Annotated in this window: 14 protein-coding genes and 1 pseudogene; 6 read left to right on the top strand and 9 right to left on the bottom strand. The window is 52.0% G+C overall.

Features of this window, described 5'->3' with window-relative positions; genetic code table 11:
- Nucleotides 1-189 precede the first annotated feature (189 nt).
- The gene (locus C1J03_RS13525) at nucleotides 190-1,023 is read right to left on the bottom strand and encodes a cytochrome C (protein WP_114887077.1); all 834 of its coding nucleotides are present in this window, start codon (nucleotides 1,021-1,023) and stop codon (nucleotides 190-192) included.
- Between the two features lie 585 nt (nucleotides 1,024-1,608).
- Here C1J03_RS13525 and C1J03_RS13515 point away from each other — a divergent pair.
- The 3 genes and pseudogenes from C1J03_RS13515 to C1J03_RS13505 form a co-directional block, all read left to right on the top strand.
- Entirely contained in the window at nucleotides 1,609-3,276 is a 1,668-nt protein-coding gene (locus tag C1J03_RS13515; RefSeq protein WP_114887075.1) for an adenylate/guanylate cyclase domain-containing protein, read from the top strand.
- Between the two features lie 166 nt (nucleotides 3,277-3,442).
- A complete protein-coding gene (locus C1J03_RS13510; protein ID WP_114887074.1) occupies nucleotides 3,443-3,994 on the top strand; it encodes an ankyrin repeat domain-containing protein in 552 nt (183 codons plus the stop codon).
- A gap of 622 nt (nucleotides 3,995-4,616) precedes the next feature.
- A pseudogene (locus C1J03_RS13505) lies at nucleotides 4,617-4,715 on the top strand (DUF411 domain-containing protein); the annotation flags it as partial.
- Between the two features lie 83 nt (nucleotides 4,716-4,798).
- Here C1J03_RS13505 and C1J03_RS13500 read toward each other — a convergent pair.
- The 3 genes from C1J03_RS13500 to C1J03_RS13485 form a co-directional block, all read right to left on the bottom strand.
- Nucleotides 4,799-5,710, bottom strand: a complete 912-nt coding sequence (locus tag C1J03_RS13500; protein ID WP_162798540.1) for a methylenetetrahydrofolate reductase — start codon at nucleotides 5,708-5,710, stop codon at nucleotides 4,799-4,801.
- A gap of 98 nt (nucleotides 5,711-5,808) precedes the next feature.
- Complete coding sequence (locus C1J03_RS13495; RefSeq protein WP_114887072.1) at nucleotides 5,809-6,216, bottom strand: universal stress protein; 408 nt, start codon at nucleotides 6,214-6,216, stop codon at nucleotides 5,809-5,811.
- A 937-nt stretch (nucleotides 6,217-7,153) separates the two neighbouring features.
- On the bottom strand, nucleotides 7,154-8,689 hold the full coding sequence (locus C1J03_RS13485; protein WP_162798539.1) for a winged helix-turn-helix domain-containing protein: 1,536 nt from the start codon (nucleotides 8,687-8,689) through the stop codon (nucleotides 7,154-7,156).
- Between the two features lie 126 nt (nucleotides 8,690-8,815).
- Here C1J03_RS13485 and C1J03_RS25355 point away from each other — a divergent pair, with 126 nt between their 5' ends.
- Complete coding sequence (locus tag C1J03_RS25355) at nucleotides 8,816-8,971, top strand: hypothetical protein (protein ID WP_162798538.1); 156 nt, start codon at nucleotides 8,816-8,818, stop codon at nucleotides 8,969-8,971.
- 322 nt (nucleotides 8,972-9,293) lie between these two features.
- On the opposite strand, the gene C1J03_RS13475 is transcribed toward C1J03_RS25355, so the two are convergent.
- Nucleotides 9,294-10,547, bottom strand: coding sequence for an NAD(P)/FAD-dependent oxidoreductase (locus C1J03_RS13475; protein ID WP_114887068.1), 1,254 nt, complete (start codon nucleotides 10,545-10,547; stop codon nucleotides 9,294-9,296).
- 280 nt (nucleotides 10,548-10,827) lie between these two features.
- Between C1J03_RS13475 and C1J03_RS13470 the strand changes: the two genes are divergently transcribed.
- The gene (locus C1J03_RS13470) at nucleotides 10,828-11,511 is read left to right on the top strand and encodes a rhomboid family intramembrane serine protease (RefSeq protein WP_114887067.1); all 684 of its coding nucleotides are present in this window, start codon (nucleotides 10,828-10,830) and stop codon (nucleotides 11,509-11,511) included.
- Nucleotides 11,512-11,784: 273 nt separating this feature from the next.
- Here the strand turns inward: C1J03_RS13470 and C1J03_RS13460 are convergent, their stop codons facing one another.
- Entirely contained in the window at nucleotides 11,785-11,985 is a 201-nt protein-coding gene (locus C1J03_RS13460) for a hypothetical protein (RefSeq protein WP_114887065.1), read from the bottom strand.
- 269 nt (nucleotides 11,986-12,254) lie between these two features.
- Between C1J03_RS13460 and C1J03_RS13455 the strand changes: the two genes are divergently transcribed.
- On the top strand, nucleotides 12,255-12,794 hold the full coding sequence (locus tag C1J03_RS13455) for an RNA 2'-phosphotransferase (protein WP_114887064.1): 540 nt from the start codon (nucleotides 12,255-12,257) through the stop codon (nucleotides 12,792-12,794).
- A 124-nt stretch (nucleotides 12,795-12,918) separates the two neighbouring features.
- Here C1J03_RS13455 and C1J03_RS13450 read toward each other — a convergent pair whose 3' ends face one another.
- The 3 genes from C1J03_RS13450 to C1J03_RS13440 form a co-directional block, all read right to left on the bottom strand.
- On the bottom strand, nucleotides 12,919-13,362 hold the full coding sequence (locus C1J03_RS13450; protein ID WP_114887063.1) for a tyrosine-type recombinase/integrase: 444 nt from the start codon (nucleotides 13,360-13,362) through the stop codon (nucleotides 12,919-12,921).
- An 11-nt stretch (nucleotides 13,363-13,373) separates the two neighbouring features.
- Complete coding sequence (locus C1J03_RS13445) at nucleotides 13,374-13,679, bottom strand: helix-turn-helix domain-containing protein (protein WP_216825855.1); 306 nt, start codon at nucleotides 13,677-13,679, stop codon at nucleotides 13,374-13,376.
- Nucleotides 13,680-13,756: 77 nt separating this feature from the next.
- Nucleotides 13,757-14,143 carry a hypothetical protein gene (locus C1J03_RS13440; RefSeq protein ID WP_114887062.1) on the bottom strand — a complete coding sequence of 129 codons (387 nt, stop codon included), beginning with the start codon at nucleotides 14,141-14,143 and terminating at the stop codon, nucleotides 13,757-13,759.
- Nucleotides 14,144-14,174: the final 31 nt, after the last annotated feature.

The raw sequence follows: 14,174 nt of genomic DNA, 5'->3' as shown, positions 1-14,174 counted from the left end.
GTCGACCTAGAGTAAGGGGAATTGACGCGTTTCTGTTTCCGACAAAGCCTTGCCGTCTGCCCTGTCTGGCACCACAAAAGGATTAAGAAAAACGCCGCCATTCTCTACACGGTGCATGAGCTAACACTCATTTGACATTGCTGTCATTGCGGTGCCTTGGCCGTGCCAAATCTTAAGCATACAGGCTTATTAACCGTCTGGGAGCGCTGGTAGTTGGCGCAAATATACTAAGACGGCATCTAGATCATTTTCCGTCATTGCAGCGTAGTGATGATACCCCATAGGAGGGAGCATTTTTGAACCATCTGGTCGGACGCCTTGGGTAATCATCTTCAAGATTTCTGCATCAGTGTAGTTGGCGAGCCCATCTTCATGTGTGGTCAGGTTGGCGGATACAGATTTGCCCCACGGGCCGTGAAACTCAAAGCCTCCCGCACCCAGATGTGTATCTAACATCGGACCTTGATCGCCCATTGGTGTATGGCATTCCATGCAATGTGCCACCGGACCAGCAAGATACTCACCATACTCGACGGTTACCGCACGAGCAGGTGCTGAAACGCTTTCGACCGGTGGTCCGTAAGCGGGTGGAAGCGGAATGTTGTATGTGGAAAACGGCGTTTCATTCTGACTGGCTGGGACGGTGCGCAGGAAAGCGACAATCGAGTACAGGTCATCGTCGGACAGCCCACGATAAAGGGCCATCGGCATAGGCGGCCCGATCAAAGAGCCATCCGGGCGAATGCCTTCTCGGATCGCCCTAGCAAGTTCGTCATTCGTCCAATCGGCAACTCGCCCCCCTGGCGTTATGTTGACCGCCCAAGCTTCAAATGCCGGATTTTTTTCGACCATAAAGCCACCCAACTCGTTGCTCATGTCCGGTCCATTTGGCGTTTGTGGAGTGTGGCAATTGCCGCAACCTGCTGGCCCTCTGACAAGGTATTCACCTCGTTCGACGGACGGTTCTGCATTCGCCACGGACGCAGCCGTCGACATCAAAAATGCCGCAAAAAATGTACGCATATTGTATCCCCCTAGGTCGCTTTCCTGACGGTTCAACATCAGGGTTTCTGGCAAGAATACCGCGAAACAGAGAAATTCTCCTAGAAAAAACCTAGGCGGCGTATTCCGAGGGCTCTGAACAATCATGCGACGGCGCTGAAAGAAACCAGGTTTCACGGCTGAATAGCTTTATAAATGGCAGCTTTCGACATAGTAGCGTCGTTGGTTTGCCCTCCCATGTGAATCCCGGAGACAAAATGGCCATGGAAATGGTTGGGTAATCTGACCGTCGCGGAGTAAAATTCCGCAATCTAACATCTGGTGCTGTCGTTCCGTCTCCGTTCGTCTATGGGCCGCTTCCAAAATTCGAATGTCCGAGAAGCTGGTCAGGCCGCTGAAATGGCTGGAGCATATGCGTTTGGGAATGGCTGCTTGCGGAGCGTGGTTCAAGCTTGGCCTGCTGCACCGTCGCAAGGTGGCTCTCAGCCCCAAAATCGTCCAATTTTCGGGACGTCTAGACTTACTATGGACCAATGGTTTTGTGGTATTTCCAACTTTTCTTGTAGGAGTTGCTAACATCGCTAGGATGTGAAGCGGAGGTGACCAATGCGTTCACGAATAAAAATTCTGATGTTTGTCGACATCGTTGGATACTCCGCGATGATGGAACGCGATCAGAATGCTGCAATCGAAGCAGTTCGTGAACTCAAAAACCGATACTTTGAGCCGGTTGTTTCAGATTTTGGAGGAGAAGTACTCAAACGCATGGGCGATGCTTGGATCATCGCTTTTTCTTCTATTGATGCGGCCTTGGATAGCGCCATGCAGGTTCAGTCCAATCTCTACTCCCATGGCGAGATCAAGCTTCGGATAGGGTGCCATATTGGTGAAATTGTCCAAGACGACGATGACTTTTATGGTGCTGGCGTCAACATCGTTCAGCGAATTCAGACGGAAGCGCCGCCGGGTGGAATAATGATCTCCGAGGACCTTTTCCGCCAGCTTTCAGATGATAAGGGCAAGGCGCTCAGCGATGCGGGTTCGTTCAGCCTCAAGAACATTTCTCAACCAATGAGGCTCTATCAGTGGCGATCAACGCCTAGCGGAAAACCCAATTGGGGCGACGTTCCTTCGATTGTGGTTCAGCCTGTCGAATTTGCACCCGCTGATACGGAAACCGGTTCGCTAGCTGGCGATCTGCACGATCAGTTGATCGTGCGCATTTCGCGGCGAAAGGGTGTAATGGTCTTTGACGGCCAAAACAAAACTGCGGACAAGGCCACCTATGATCTGCGCGGACGATTGCGTCTCGCCGGTGGCAAGGGGCGGTTTACCGTGACCCTGATCTTGCGAGCCGATGCTCGCCCTGTCTGGTCGCAAACATACGAGGCGGAAACAGACGACATATTTGCGTTTTGCGACGAGGTCCTGGAACTGGCTGAAGGGGATTTGCGGTTACAAACCAACGCATTTGATGGTGATCGGCTGGCGGAAATCTCAAGTGATGAGCTTAGCGTTTCGGAGCTCAGGGCAAGAGCAGCAAACGAGTATTACAAGGTCACGACAGAAAGCTGGAGTTACGGGCTGTCGCTGATGGAGCGCGCCGTCGAGCTGAACCCCTTAGATGGGGTCTCTCTCGCCATGCGTGCCGAGGCTCAGATAATGTTGCATGGAGCACGCTATGCAAAGATCAGGGCTGATTTGAAGTCAGCCCTTTTAGATGATTTGAACACCGCTGTCATCCAGTCGCCGCAGAGCGACTATGTGTTCTGGACGAGAGCGATGTTCCGGCTCACTGTGATGGATGACGTAACCGGCGCGGGCGCAGATCTGCGGCATAGTCGTGATTTGAATCCTGCTTATCTCGAGAATTATGAACTCGAAGGTCAAATATGCCTGCGCGAGTCTAACTTTGCGGCTGCGGACGCGGCTTACTCTCGCCTAATTGAACGCGGCGCTCAAGACCCGCTCCAGCCTTACAGGCTCTTCCAACGCAGCGTGGCGCGTTTTTGTGGCGGTAATTTCGAAGGTGCAGAGCGAGATGCGGCGGCAGCTTCGAACTTGCGCCCCAACGAAGCCGGGCACCTGAAAATGCGTGCGCTGGCACTAAGTAAACTGCAAATGACAGAGCAAGCCGAAGTCTGCCTGAGCGCAGCGCGTCGGCTTTCTTCAGACCCCATGATCACGACTAAGCTACCGGTCCTGCCGCCGGACTTTTACTGGCTATCAGATGAGCTAAAACCGGGCGCTGAAGAATTCATCAGAAAAACTTAAGGTCGCCCTTGCCCACTACTCGGTCATGGCCTGTTCACACGTCGCTACGCCGACGACGAAAGGCTACTTTTGTAGCCGCGTTGCAGCCCCATCTGACTTCCGTTACTTTCATGTCCGCCTTAAAGTTTGTGTGTTATGATGCGGCATTTAAATTGGGGGTAATGCTATGCAAAATGCTCTTTGCATCATAGCGTCAGCATTGGTCTTTGCAGGTGGACCGGTGCTAGCATCTGATGACTGCTTGGACCTTTGCGTTGCTGATTTCTACGTGTCAGCGACTGCCGAAAGCGTACAGCAGTTGATCGACCAAGGCGTCTATGTGGATGCACGGGATGACGTGGGGAAAACGGCCCTGCACTGGGTTGCGGGCGCAAAGCCTGAGGTGATCTCTGCACTGCTTGCAGCGGGAGCTGACGTGAATGCCAAGGACCAATGGAATCGCACACCGCTTCACTTTGTGGCAGCCACTGGCACCGTGGAGAATATCAAGCTGCTTCTTGATGCCGGGGCTGAAGTAAATGCGAAAACATCCAATGATTGGACGCCTTTACACGGCGCTGCCAAATTCGGTTCTGCAAAGAGTGTCACAACGTTGTTGGAGGCTGGGGCCGATGCTGCTGCCAAAACCGAGATGAGGGAAACTGGCTTCGACTTTGGCCAACAAAACGCAAACCTGGCGGGAACTGAGGCACTTAAGATACTGGAGGCTGGCGAATGAACGAGCGTATGCCCAACATCACCTCAGCTGACTATAGTCCGAGCAGTCCCAATCCAGTTGTGGTTACTATGAGGAGAAGAGTCGCACTTAGTTGAAATTTCCGTGCTGTCAGCTCGTCAATTTGCATCGGAGCAAGCTCGATAGAACCGAGTTCATTTTTTCTTTTGTCAGCGGTAAATTGGGTCATCATTCATTCTTTCACTACGACGATAAAGTCGCTTTGGTTTAAAAAGGGTTGCGCAGATAGTGCTGCGCAACCCGAACTAGTTAATCTCGAGCCTAGCTCCTGACTGAAGGGACGAGGTACAGTCTAGAGGGCTCTAAGGTACACTGTGGTTAATCCTAAATAAGCCGTGAAATGAGTATGCCTTGTGCGGTTCAACTGGCCAATTGCTTGAATATTTAATTATTTAAAACAAATACCTACCGCACATGTATGATTTATTTAGGGTCAAATTTCTGAACGATCTCAACTTATTGCAGCTACTGTTCGGCATCAGTCAACCTCGCACGGTACTGTCACGTTCAGGACAAATTTCTGCCACAATCTGTTGGTGATTCTTCTTTGTTGGTGCGGTTAGGCACTGTGTGCCAACCGCTTAACAGTGGGGTAGGAGGTTAGGGCATGGGATCGGAAAATCGGCGAGAAGCATATGACGTGTTCCTGATCCGGCGCAATCGAAGTGCGGAAGTCTTTTCAAGCTACGACGCCGCCACCTGAGTCCACGTGATACTTGTTATCTTTGCCAGCCAGATTGCGGTTGGTAAAATGCGTCCGCGAGCGATGAGATACTTGGCAAACAGCTAGTGCCCAAGCAGTCGGGCTAGCGTTAGAGATAGTGGCCATCGGTTCATGGTGTAAACATGCAGAGCCGGAGCGCCATAGGCGATCAAACGACGCGCCTGTTCGACCATAGCCGCTAATGCAAGGTTCGGCATTATTTCCGGCGTTGTTTCTCCGATAGTGAAAAGCTGATCCAGCCACGCAGGAACACTGGTCCCATTTGCCACCGCAAATGATCGCATGCGTTTCCAGTCATCTAGTGGCATAAGCCCCGGCACGATGGGAGCGTGAATCCCATGGCGGTCGCATTTTTCAAGAAATCGGCCATACGCTGCCGGGTCCAAAACGAACTGACAGTAAGCCCGACTGGCACCGGCATCGATTTTTTCCTTTAGGTGGTCAATGTCGGTGTCCAGATCCGCCGCGTCCGGATGTTTTTCCGGATAAGCGGCGACAGCTATTTCAAAGGGGTGTTGGCGAGACAGGGCTTTCACCAAGTCGCAGGCATGTTCAAAGCCAGAAGGTGTCTCTGTCATGTCTTTAGGTTGATCACCTCTGAGTGCAAGAATGCGATCTACCCCGGAAGACCAAAGGCCGTCAGCACAAGACAAGGCTTCCGTTTTACTCATGCCCAATGTCGTAAGATGAGCAGTCACAGGACGAGCGCACCGTTCAGTAATCGCTACGGCTGTTTCGTGGGTTCCTGTACGTGTCGCACCGCCGGCTCCCATTGTGACGGAAAACCCTTCAGCAGCCACAGGCGCAAGTCGATCTGTAACTTCATATAAATGATCACGACGCGAAGCGGTTTGGGGAGGAAAGAACTCAAAGCTTAGTGGAACCTTGCCACCAGATTGGAAAAGGCGCTTCAGCAGCGCCGCTGGCGGTTGGTCTACGAGCGGGGGATGTGTTGTAGATTGTTCTTTATCCAAAGCAAAGTTTTCCTGATGGTTCGAGCCCGACGATGCGTTGATGCTTGAAGAAAAGTGGCCTGCAAAGGGCGGCGAGCTTTCACATCTGGTTGAGTGGCTTACCTGACAACATGTACTGCGCAGGAAGCGTGACGCACCACATGCGAAGCAGTGCTTCCCAAAAAGTAATCTTCCATACCTGGTCGATGAGACGCGATGATGATCAGATCATTGCGATGCTCCTTTGCATATTCCACAATTGTTCGGCCAGAATGCCCTTCGACGACTTGGCCTTCTGCTCCGGGTAGATGCTTGGCTAGCTTTTCCAGTTCATCATGCAAAGCCATCCGCATCTCATTTTGAAACTCATTTGTGATGTAAGATATCGCATATGACGGTACACGTTCGATTACGTGCAGAAATGTGATCTTTGCTTCTGGTGTCTTTAGAATACCGGCCAGCTTGACCGGTGCGGTTATGTCGTGCTCGTTATCAAAAACTACTGGAACCAATATATTGTGGTACATGACGTTTCTCCTCAGCTGTACTTGATGATGGTCGCATACAGGTCAGAGAAAGGCCTTGTTTTATATCAATTGGCGGGGCGCTTTCATACAAAACTGACTTGAGGCGCGCAGGGCGGATTTGTAGCGCCTCGGGATGATCAAGTCTGATCCATTTCGCTATTTCAAGACGAGCTGTGAGATTATTCACCTTGGGGGTGATGTTGTATGTGCTTTTGACCAGAACACACTGCGGGCGCTTGGTGATTACAAGAGAACAGGACGTCTAGAAGCAATCCCATTGGGCACAAAGAACGATGGCAATGGCTCCATAATGAGGCTGGCAGCTGTGCTGATCCACGCAAAGTCGTATTCCTTGGGGCAGACCAGATGAACAACAACTTGTGGCCGACATGATCGAGCTGGCCAGGCGATATGGTCGATATGGTTATCGCACCTTTAAATCCCCTAGCGCAGGAATTCGAGAAACAGATTGTTTCGAAGTCTCTGCTAATTGAAGGCGATTGTTGCGGTTACATCATCTGATGTGGAGGTCTCAATTGCTACGAGGGTAACGGCACTTTTTTGGTTTGGTGGGGTAAAAAGTTTGCCGCCTCCGCACGACAAACTCCCTTCAGTCGAAATAAAGGGAGTAACCAGGCTCGGGGCCCAAAAAACTAAAAACGGGTGATTGGCCGCAAAGCGGACCTTGGCGCGCTCCGCAGCGAACGGCGGAAGAGAGCCCAAACTGACTGATGCTGCGGTATGCACTTTACGGTACTAAGGGCGGAAACCGGACCTTCGCCGTAAGTGCGAAATCGAAAACGCAGATCGAAGAAAGCGGGCGCTCTGGGCATCGACCAGTTTTTTCTGTCGTGCAAACGCAGCGAAGGTCGGCTCGAAGTGCTTATCTGATTTAGGACGAAAGCAGCATCAAGCAAAGGCATCGGCCCAATTGCTCTCAGCCCGGCAAGCCAGCTTTGCGCATGCCTTCGGCCATGCGCCGCCGATCCTCAGGCCGATAATAGAGCACTGTCTTTTCAATCGTCGATGCCAACGCCGTGGGCACCAAAGCAAGGTAGGTCGAAAGCGCCGCTTCAGCCATTGTCTGCTCGCCACCCAACGCCAAAGCAGAGGTCCTGAACAAGTGAGAACTTGGGTGCCCTGGCTTGATCTGGATCGCATGCTCGGCGGCCATGGCCGCGGCGTCGTAGCGCGCGGCCTGAAACTCCGCGACGGCAAGGTAGAGATAGAACTTGTCGATGAATGTATCGCGAGGACTGAGCGCAATCGCCTTCTCAATATGGGTGCGGGCAAGGTCTGCATTTCCGGCATAAGCGTTGGAAACCCCAAGCAACGCTCTTGCGTATGCAAAGTTCGGGCTAAGATCGACAGCCCGTCCGTAATTCATGATCGCGGCGTCCTCTTCGCGCGCCGTGATTGAGACATAGCCGCGTCCGATGGACGCCCAAGGATCGTTCGGGTCTGCCAGCACAGCTTGATCCGCCGCGCTGCGTGCGCGTTGCAAAGTTTCATCGAACGGCTCCCATCCCTGGATCACCCGCCATGCCAGCGTTGTCGCATAAAGCCCCAAAGCCTGCGCATACTGTGGATCGAGTTCAATTGCGCGCTCAAGCTGCGCCACAGCACTGGCGCTACTGTCTTTGGACTGTTTGCCGTACTCATGCATCGCGTGTACGAAGCACTCCCAAGCATCCAAGTTTTGCGGCCGCCGTCGCTTCAACCGGGCATGTTCAGCAGCAAAAAGTTCAGGTGAAAGCCGGGCAACGAGGCTCTCGGTCAATTCGTCTTGAAGATCGAAGATGTCAGTGAGATCGCGGTCATAGCGTTCGGCCCAAAGTTGGGCATTAGTTTCAGTATCCGTCAAGGATGCGTTGACGCGGATTCTTTGCCCGGCTGAACGCACAGAGCCCTGCAAAATGTAGCGCACCCCCATCTCATCAGCGATGGTGCGCGGATCGCGGCTGGCATCTTTGAGTGCAAAGGTGGTGTTTCGGTCGGTGACGAAGAAGCCCCTCAACTTTGACAGCGCCGTCACAACGTCTTCAGTCAACCCGTCGGCCAGAAAGCGATACTCTGGGTCGATTCCACCATCTGCGAATGGCAGGACCGTCAAAGATGGAACAGAGGGCCGCTCGACAATCAGGGTTTCCGCTATGGCTGGCACACTGTCCAAAAGCTTCGCCACAAAACGATAACCTTTGCGTGGGATGGTTTTGATGATCTCCTGAGTCTCGCCCGTGTCGCCCACAGTTTTGCGGGCGGCATTGATGCGGGCGTTCAACGCGCTGTCCGAAATCGCCCGCCCACCCCAGATCGCGTCGATGAGTTCGTCCTTCGAAACGACCCGATCAGAATTCTCGACAAGAAACAGGAGGAGATCGAGGACCTGAGGCTGCACTGCAATCGGCGCGCCGTCGCGGGTGACTTCCTGTAAATCATCGTCAATGCAGATGTCGCCAAACTCATAGATCATCAAGGAAAACCTCGCGGCAATGGAAATCAAGCAAACGGCAAGCAAATGGCAAGACGGCGATCAAGCGCACCGCAAGGGCAGTCGTTAGGCTTAGATCATACTCCAATGCCCAAAACGAGGTTCAACATGTCAGATTTCCCAGCCACCCCGCAAACTCAAGAGTTAACAGCAAAAAAGACGCCAGAGTTGAGCGGATTGCTACGGCGCGCATCCAATTGGTTTTGGAAGATGACCAATGACGCCAAGGATATGAACATAAAGCCGTTCGATGGCATTTTGTGAAACCGGGCCAAAAGCCGGTCAGTCCGCGTCTCGACTGTTCCAACACCGTGCAGCGAAGAAACAGTTAGGATCTGGCGTCTTACGACGCGGTTGAGCGGCTGCTTTGGTGAGACGGGCCGCATCGCAGCATACAACATGTCCGGCGAGCGGCAGCTAAGGGCCGGAAGCCGACCTTACGAATATGGCAGCACCGGCAGCTTTGACCCGCTTAGCAGGTCTTGATGGTCACCGTAGCGAATGGCGGCTTAGAGCGGTCAAACCAACTGATGGGGCACAGTGCATAGATGACCTGAACCCGTACAAAACTGCCGCTCAGATCCAATCAGGTAAATCGTTGCGGAGCAAAATCGTTAATATTGCAATGGGGTGCTCGCCCCTGCGCAAGATCAGTCACGATTTTGCCGGTTACTCCCCCTAGCGTAAGGCCGATATGTTGGTGTCCAAAGGCAAGAGTGATGCGGTTCGAGGTCGGTGAAGGACCTATTACTGGAAGAGCATCCGGCATCGTTGGGCGATGACCCAGCCATGCGTCGTCAGGCGAACCGATATCTCCAAACATTTCATGTGATTTGCGCTGAAGGTAATCAGTGCATTTGGTGTTGAATGCAGCGTCTTTAGCATTGATTTCAACCGTACCGGCAATTCGCAATCCGTGGGCCATCGGCGTGGCGTAGAAACCCGCTTCGGCCCAGCCAACCGGCCGTGATACCAGTCCCCCGTCGTTGCGGTAAAGGATGTGATAGCCGCGCTCAGTGCCTAGTGGCAGATGTTCAGCGCCAGAGCCTTTTATCTCGTTCGAACGTACGCCAGCTGTTAGCGCTAGGTGACCCGCGCGGAGTTCGGTGCCATCTTTAAGATAAGTTGTCACCCCAGTGTCATCGGCATCACAACGTTCAACACCGCAGGATAGATAGGTCCCGCCAAGTGCTTCAAATCGTTTGTGCATGCGCTCGACTAATTCCTGCGGATTGGTCACATGTCGTGCGCCTTTGAAGTTCAGGCCACAGTGTATGGGTTGTTTCAGGTTTGGTTCCAGTTGGTGGACGTCATCTTTGGAGAGTTCATCGAATTCCACACCCTGCGCGCGCCGCATCGCATTGCTGTCGCGCGCACCTTCATACCCCGTTTTCGTGGACCAGACATAAAGGCAGTCGTTATTTACCATCAGGTCTTCGGCTCCGGCCTCAGCAATCAGCGGGTCGAGGCCGGCATCAGTATGCGTCAGGAGCTGACCTAGTGCTTCGCTGATTTGTTTCACACGAGAGGGGCGGCAGTTGTTTAGGAACGCCAACATCCACCCGGGGTTTCTCAATCCGTGCAACAGGTTAAAGGTTAGTGGGCTTTCCCGGCTGGTCAGCAGATGCGGCAGAGATGTAAAAATCGATGGGTTGTTGACCGGAATGCAAGCATATGTCGCGATGGTACAGGCCGACCCATACGTTGTGCCCGACCCGGGTGGGTTGGGGTCGCAGATGAGGGTCTTTAGACCATCCCTTTGAGCATAGAGCGCAGCTGACATACCAACGATACCAGCACCCACAACGATGAGGTCAAATTCGTTCTGCGGCATTGTCATATTCGTTCCGTCTGTCACGCTCGTGGGAGCTTTCTTGCTGGGTGATGCGGGTTTTCTGCAATAATTACCGCCTTATAGCAAATATCAATAACTTCGACAGTCAGTTTCGTCCTCTCAGCGTCCGCTTCAATTCTCCAACTCAGTTTTCGAAGGAATATCGGACGCGTTTTGGGACACCGCCAAGAAATCAGAAAAACGAATAGGCTACGGTCTAATGGAGGCGCTGTTCGCGTAGCGAAGGCAGCTTTCATTGTCGTCTTGAAGGGAATATTGAAATTTCATGGCAACAGATAAGCGCGATCAATTTCACAGACACCCCAAAAAGGTTGAACCCGGTGCGCCCGGATTTCTTTGGGTTCTGATAGGCGTTATGGCGGTGATTGAGCTGCCACTTACTCTGTCAGATGCAGGTTGGATCGGCTCAAACAGTTGGCGTATAAACGTCTTTTTGTATGGTGCATTCTGGCAACTTTTGCTCGATGGAGGCCTTGCTCCGCTCTATGCAAGTCAGAAAGTGCTGATGTTTCTGACGCACGCGTTTTTGCATGGCAGTATTGCGCATTTTGTCATGAATAGTGTGGTTCTTCTCGCCTTGGGAAAGGGGGTGGCAGCATACCTTGGCGTCGGTAAAACCATTCTCTTGCTAGCCTTATCAGCAATTACTGGTGCCGCCGCTTTCGGGCTGTTGTCAGCCGCGAGCGGCCCAATGATTGGAGCGTCCGGGGCCGTTTTCGGCCTTCTTGGCCTGTGGCAAGCGTGGGACTTCAGGCAGCGACGCCAATTAAACCAATCAGTGCGACCTGTCCTGAGCGGAATAATGGGCCTGCTCCTCGTCAATTTGGTGCTGTTCGTAGTGCTATCTGGGACACTTGCCTGGGAGGCACACTTAGGTGGGTGGATCGTTGGCTGGACTGCCGCTTGGACTTTCGCAAGCCAACGAAAAACAAGATCCCAGAGCCTTTGAGAGACCGATGCTCTGTTTACAAGATGCAACCCCCTTCGCAGGCCCAGGTTCCGGCAAACATTCGATCCCTGCGCGGCAGCTACGCTTGCGAGCGAAATGTCGACCCAAGGTTCATGCCGCTTTTTGAGGATGACTATGATCTGATCGCACAAGGCTTCCAACAGCGAGGTAGCCTGAGGCGCTCACAGGAGATGATCAGAACTCTCGTAAATTTGCGGCAATTGCAGTTACCGAAAGCTTAGATTGAGATGCAAACTGGTGGTGCTAGGAAGGTCAGTCTGGCCACTCAAGTTCAAAATTTTGCACAACAACACTCAACAGATGCTCTTGATTACCTTCCATGGCTTTCGTCATGAAGTTACGAATATCCGCTTCGCTCGCGCCAGCCTCTCGCGCTGCTTTTTGACAGGTTCCTAAAATCTCAAAAGAGTTTGCGCTGCACGCGCTTAGATCAACGGTGGCCAAAGTTTTCATATTTCCGAGTTCCTTAGATGTTTTGTTTCTTGCTGCTTTTTAGCAGCCGATAGTTTCGCCAGAATTTACGAGGTCGCCTTCTGACGTGGCGCATTGAGAGATGTGTTATTGGCTGGTAGCCAAAACCCGGTCGGAAAAGCCAATATCAAGGGGTTGTTGGATAACTACCTTCGTCATAAGCAATCCAGCTGAAGACATTTGGAATTCCTTGGAAGCCTGAGCCAAAAGTCGGTTCTGGTTTTCAAAAATGAGAATTTATGGAGCCAGGAATGAGCAAGGAAGCCAAATTTCTAAGTATGGCGTTGCGCCACAAGCCAGAAGAAATTGGGCTGGCATTAGACAAGAATGCATGGGCTGATGTCGACGATCTACTTCTGAAAATGAAGAAGGCCGGGCGGAAACTGTCACGGCAACAACTTGAAGAGATTGTCGCAACAAACGACAAGCAACGGTTCACTCTGTCACCGGACGGGACCCGCATCCGGGCTGCCCAAGGCCATTCGTTTGAGGTAGATTTAGGTCTTGAGCCGTCGGATCCGCTCGCAGCTCTTTTTCACGGAACAGCACGGTCCAGTTTGGATAGCATCTTTGTCAGTGGGCTTGAGGCCAAAGGTCGATCCCAAGTGCACCTATCAACCGATGAGACAACGGCTAAGAGGGTCGGCGAACGGCATGGAAAGGCGGTCATTCTTTCCGTTGATGCAGAACGCATGCACAATGATGGTTTCCTGTTCTACCGTGCTGACAACGGTGTCTGGCTGACCGACAGGGTTCCCAGGGATTACTTGGGTTTTGGACTGGTTCAGTGAAAAAATAGAAGAGAGCCACTCCCACCATATCATCCGCAAGCGCCTGTGCCTGGCTGAGACGAGGGAAGCTGAGCTGTTGCGCTTTGTCCGGCCTCGTCAGTACAGCTATGGCGAAGAGACCTATTTAAGCCGACTTCTTGTTCTCAAGAATTGTCTCGAGGACATCAGTTACATCATTTGCCGCCGACCAAACGTCCGCCATATTATAGGCTGCATATTTCTGGGTCATTTTTGATGACGTGTGCCCAAGCATTTTCTGAACGTGTTCGAGGGGTGTATTCATGCCCACCTGAATAGTTGCAAACGTATCCCGAAGGTTCTTAGGTGACCGTCGCCCACATTTGGCGATGCTGTCTGGATTGTTGAACCCTAGCTCATCGAATGCCCTGTAAATCGCACGCGGCTTACGCATTGCTGAGTCCTCACGAAGCCAAACCCTCTTGCCGTCTGATCTCTTCTGTGCCTCAGCTTTCTTCTTTGTCTTTAGAGACAATCGAATTCGTTCTGAGCCGATGTAGAAATCTGTGTAGTAGATTTTTGTCTTTTTGTCCTGATAGTAACCCGCCATTGTCTTTATCCTTATTTTTTCATCCGCAAAGCCTCATAGGTTAGCGGGTCATAGTGTTTGATAATCAGTTCAGCGAGCTCAGCCGGTGCCATCTTAAGTGCCCTCGCATAAGCTATGATCCTGTCTGGTGGGACACGGGCTTTTCCGCCCTCGACCTGACTGATGAATGTGTAGAATTCGACGCCTATCTCATGTGCGAGAGCCGCTTGAGTTTTACCAAGAGCCTTCCTTCGACCTTGAAGAATGCTCCCGAGATTTTTTCTCAGCTCCAGTACATGGGATTTATCCATACTGTGCTGTGGGTGTGTGTAAGCCATTGTGATTCCTCCTAAGGGAGAATGGCTCAACTCTGTGTGACGAGTCAATATCACAATTAGTTACTGTAGTTTAGTCATCAAGCAGCGCTCTGGGTGTCTACATTTACAAGAGCAACCAAGTGGTTAGCTGACTGAGAGATGACATCGTCAAACATCGTCTCTGGTTTTGCTGCCCTAAATGAGTTGTCCTCCATTATGAAAACTTGCTGATAATCGAGTGGTTGACCCCAGTCTGTCATGTAGTTTCCAGTTGCCAGTCTTACCTGAAAGTGCATCTCAATGAACACTTGGCCGAACTGACGTAGATCATTGCTAGAATTCAGTGGCATATCTAAGAGGAACTCTTCGTGGCCGTCTGTCATAACCAATGAGACCTGAATAGTGTTGGTATCATCAAGCTCTGCAACGTCGTTGTTCCGACCGTAGAACCCAAACTCGATGCCCTCCAGCGGCCGTTTTCTCAAACATTTCTTGCCTAGGACTACAGAGCAAGAA

It is taken from the genome of Sulfitobacter sp. SK012 (assembly GCF_003352085.1).
Taxonomy (GTDB): Bacteria; Pseudomonadota; Alphaproteobacteria; order Rhodobacterales; family Rhodobacteraceae; genus Sulfitobacter.
The sequence above is the reverse complement of the archived record's forward strand: the minus strand, read 5'-3'. Positions and strand labels throughout refer to the sequence as shown.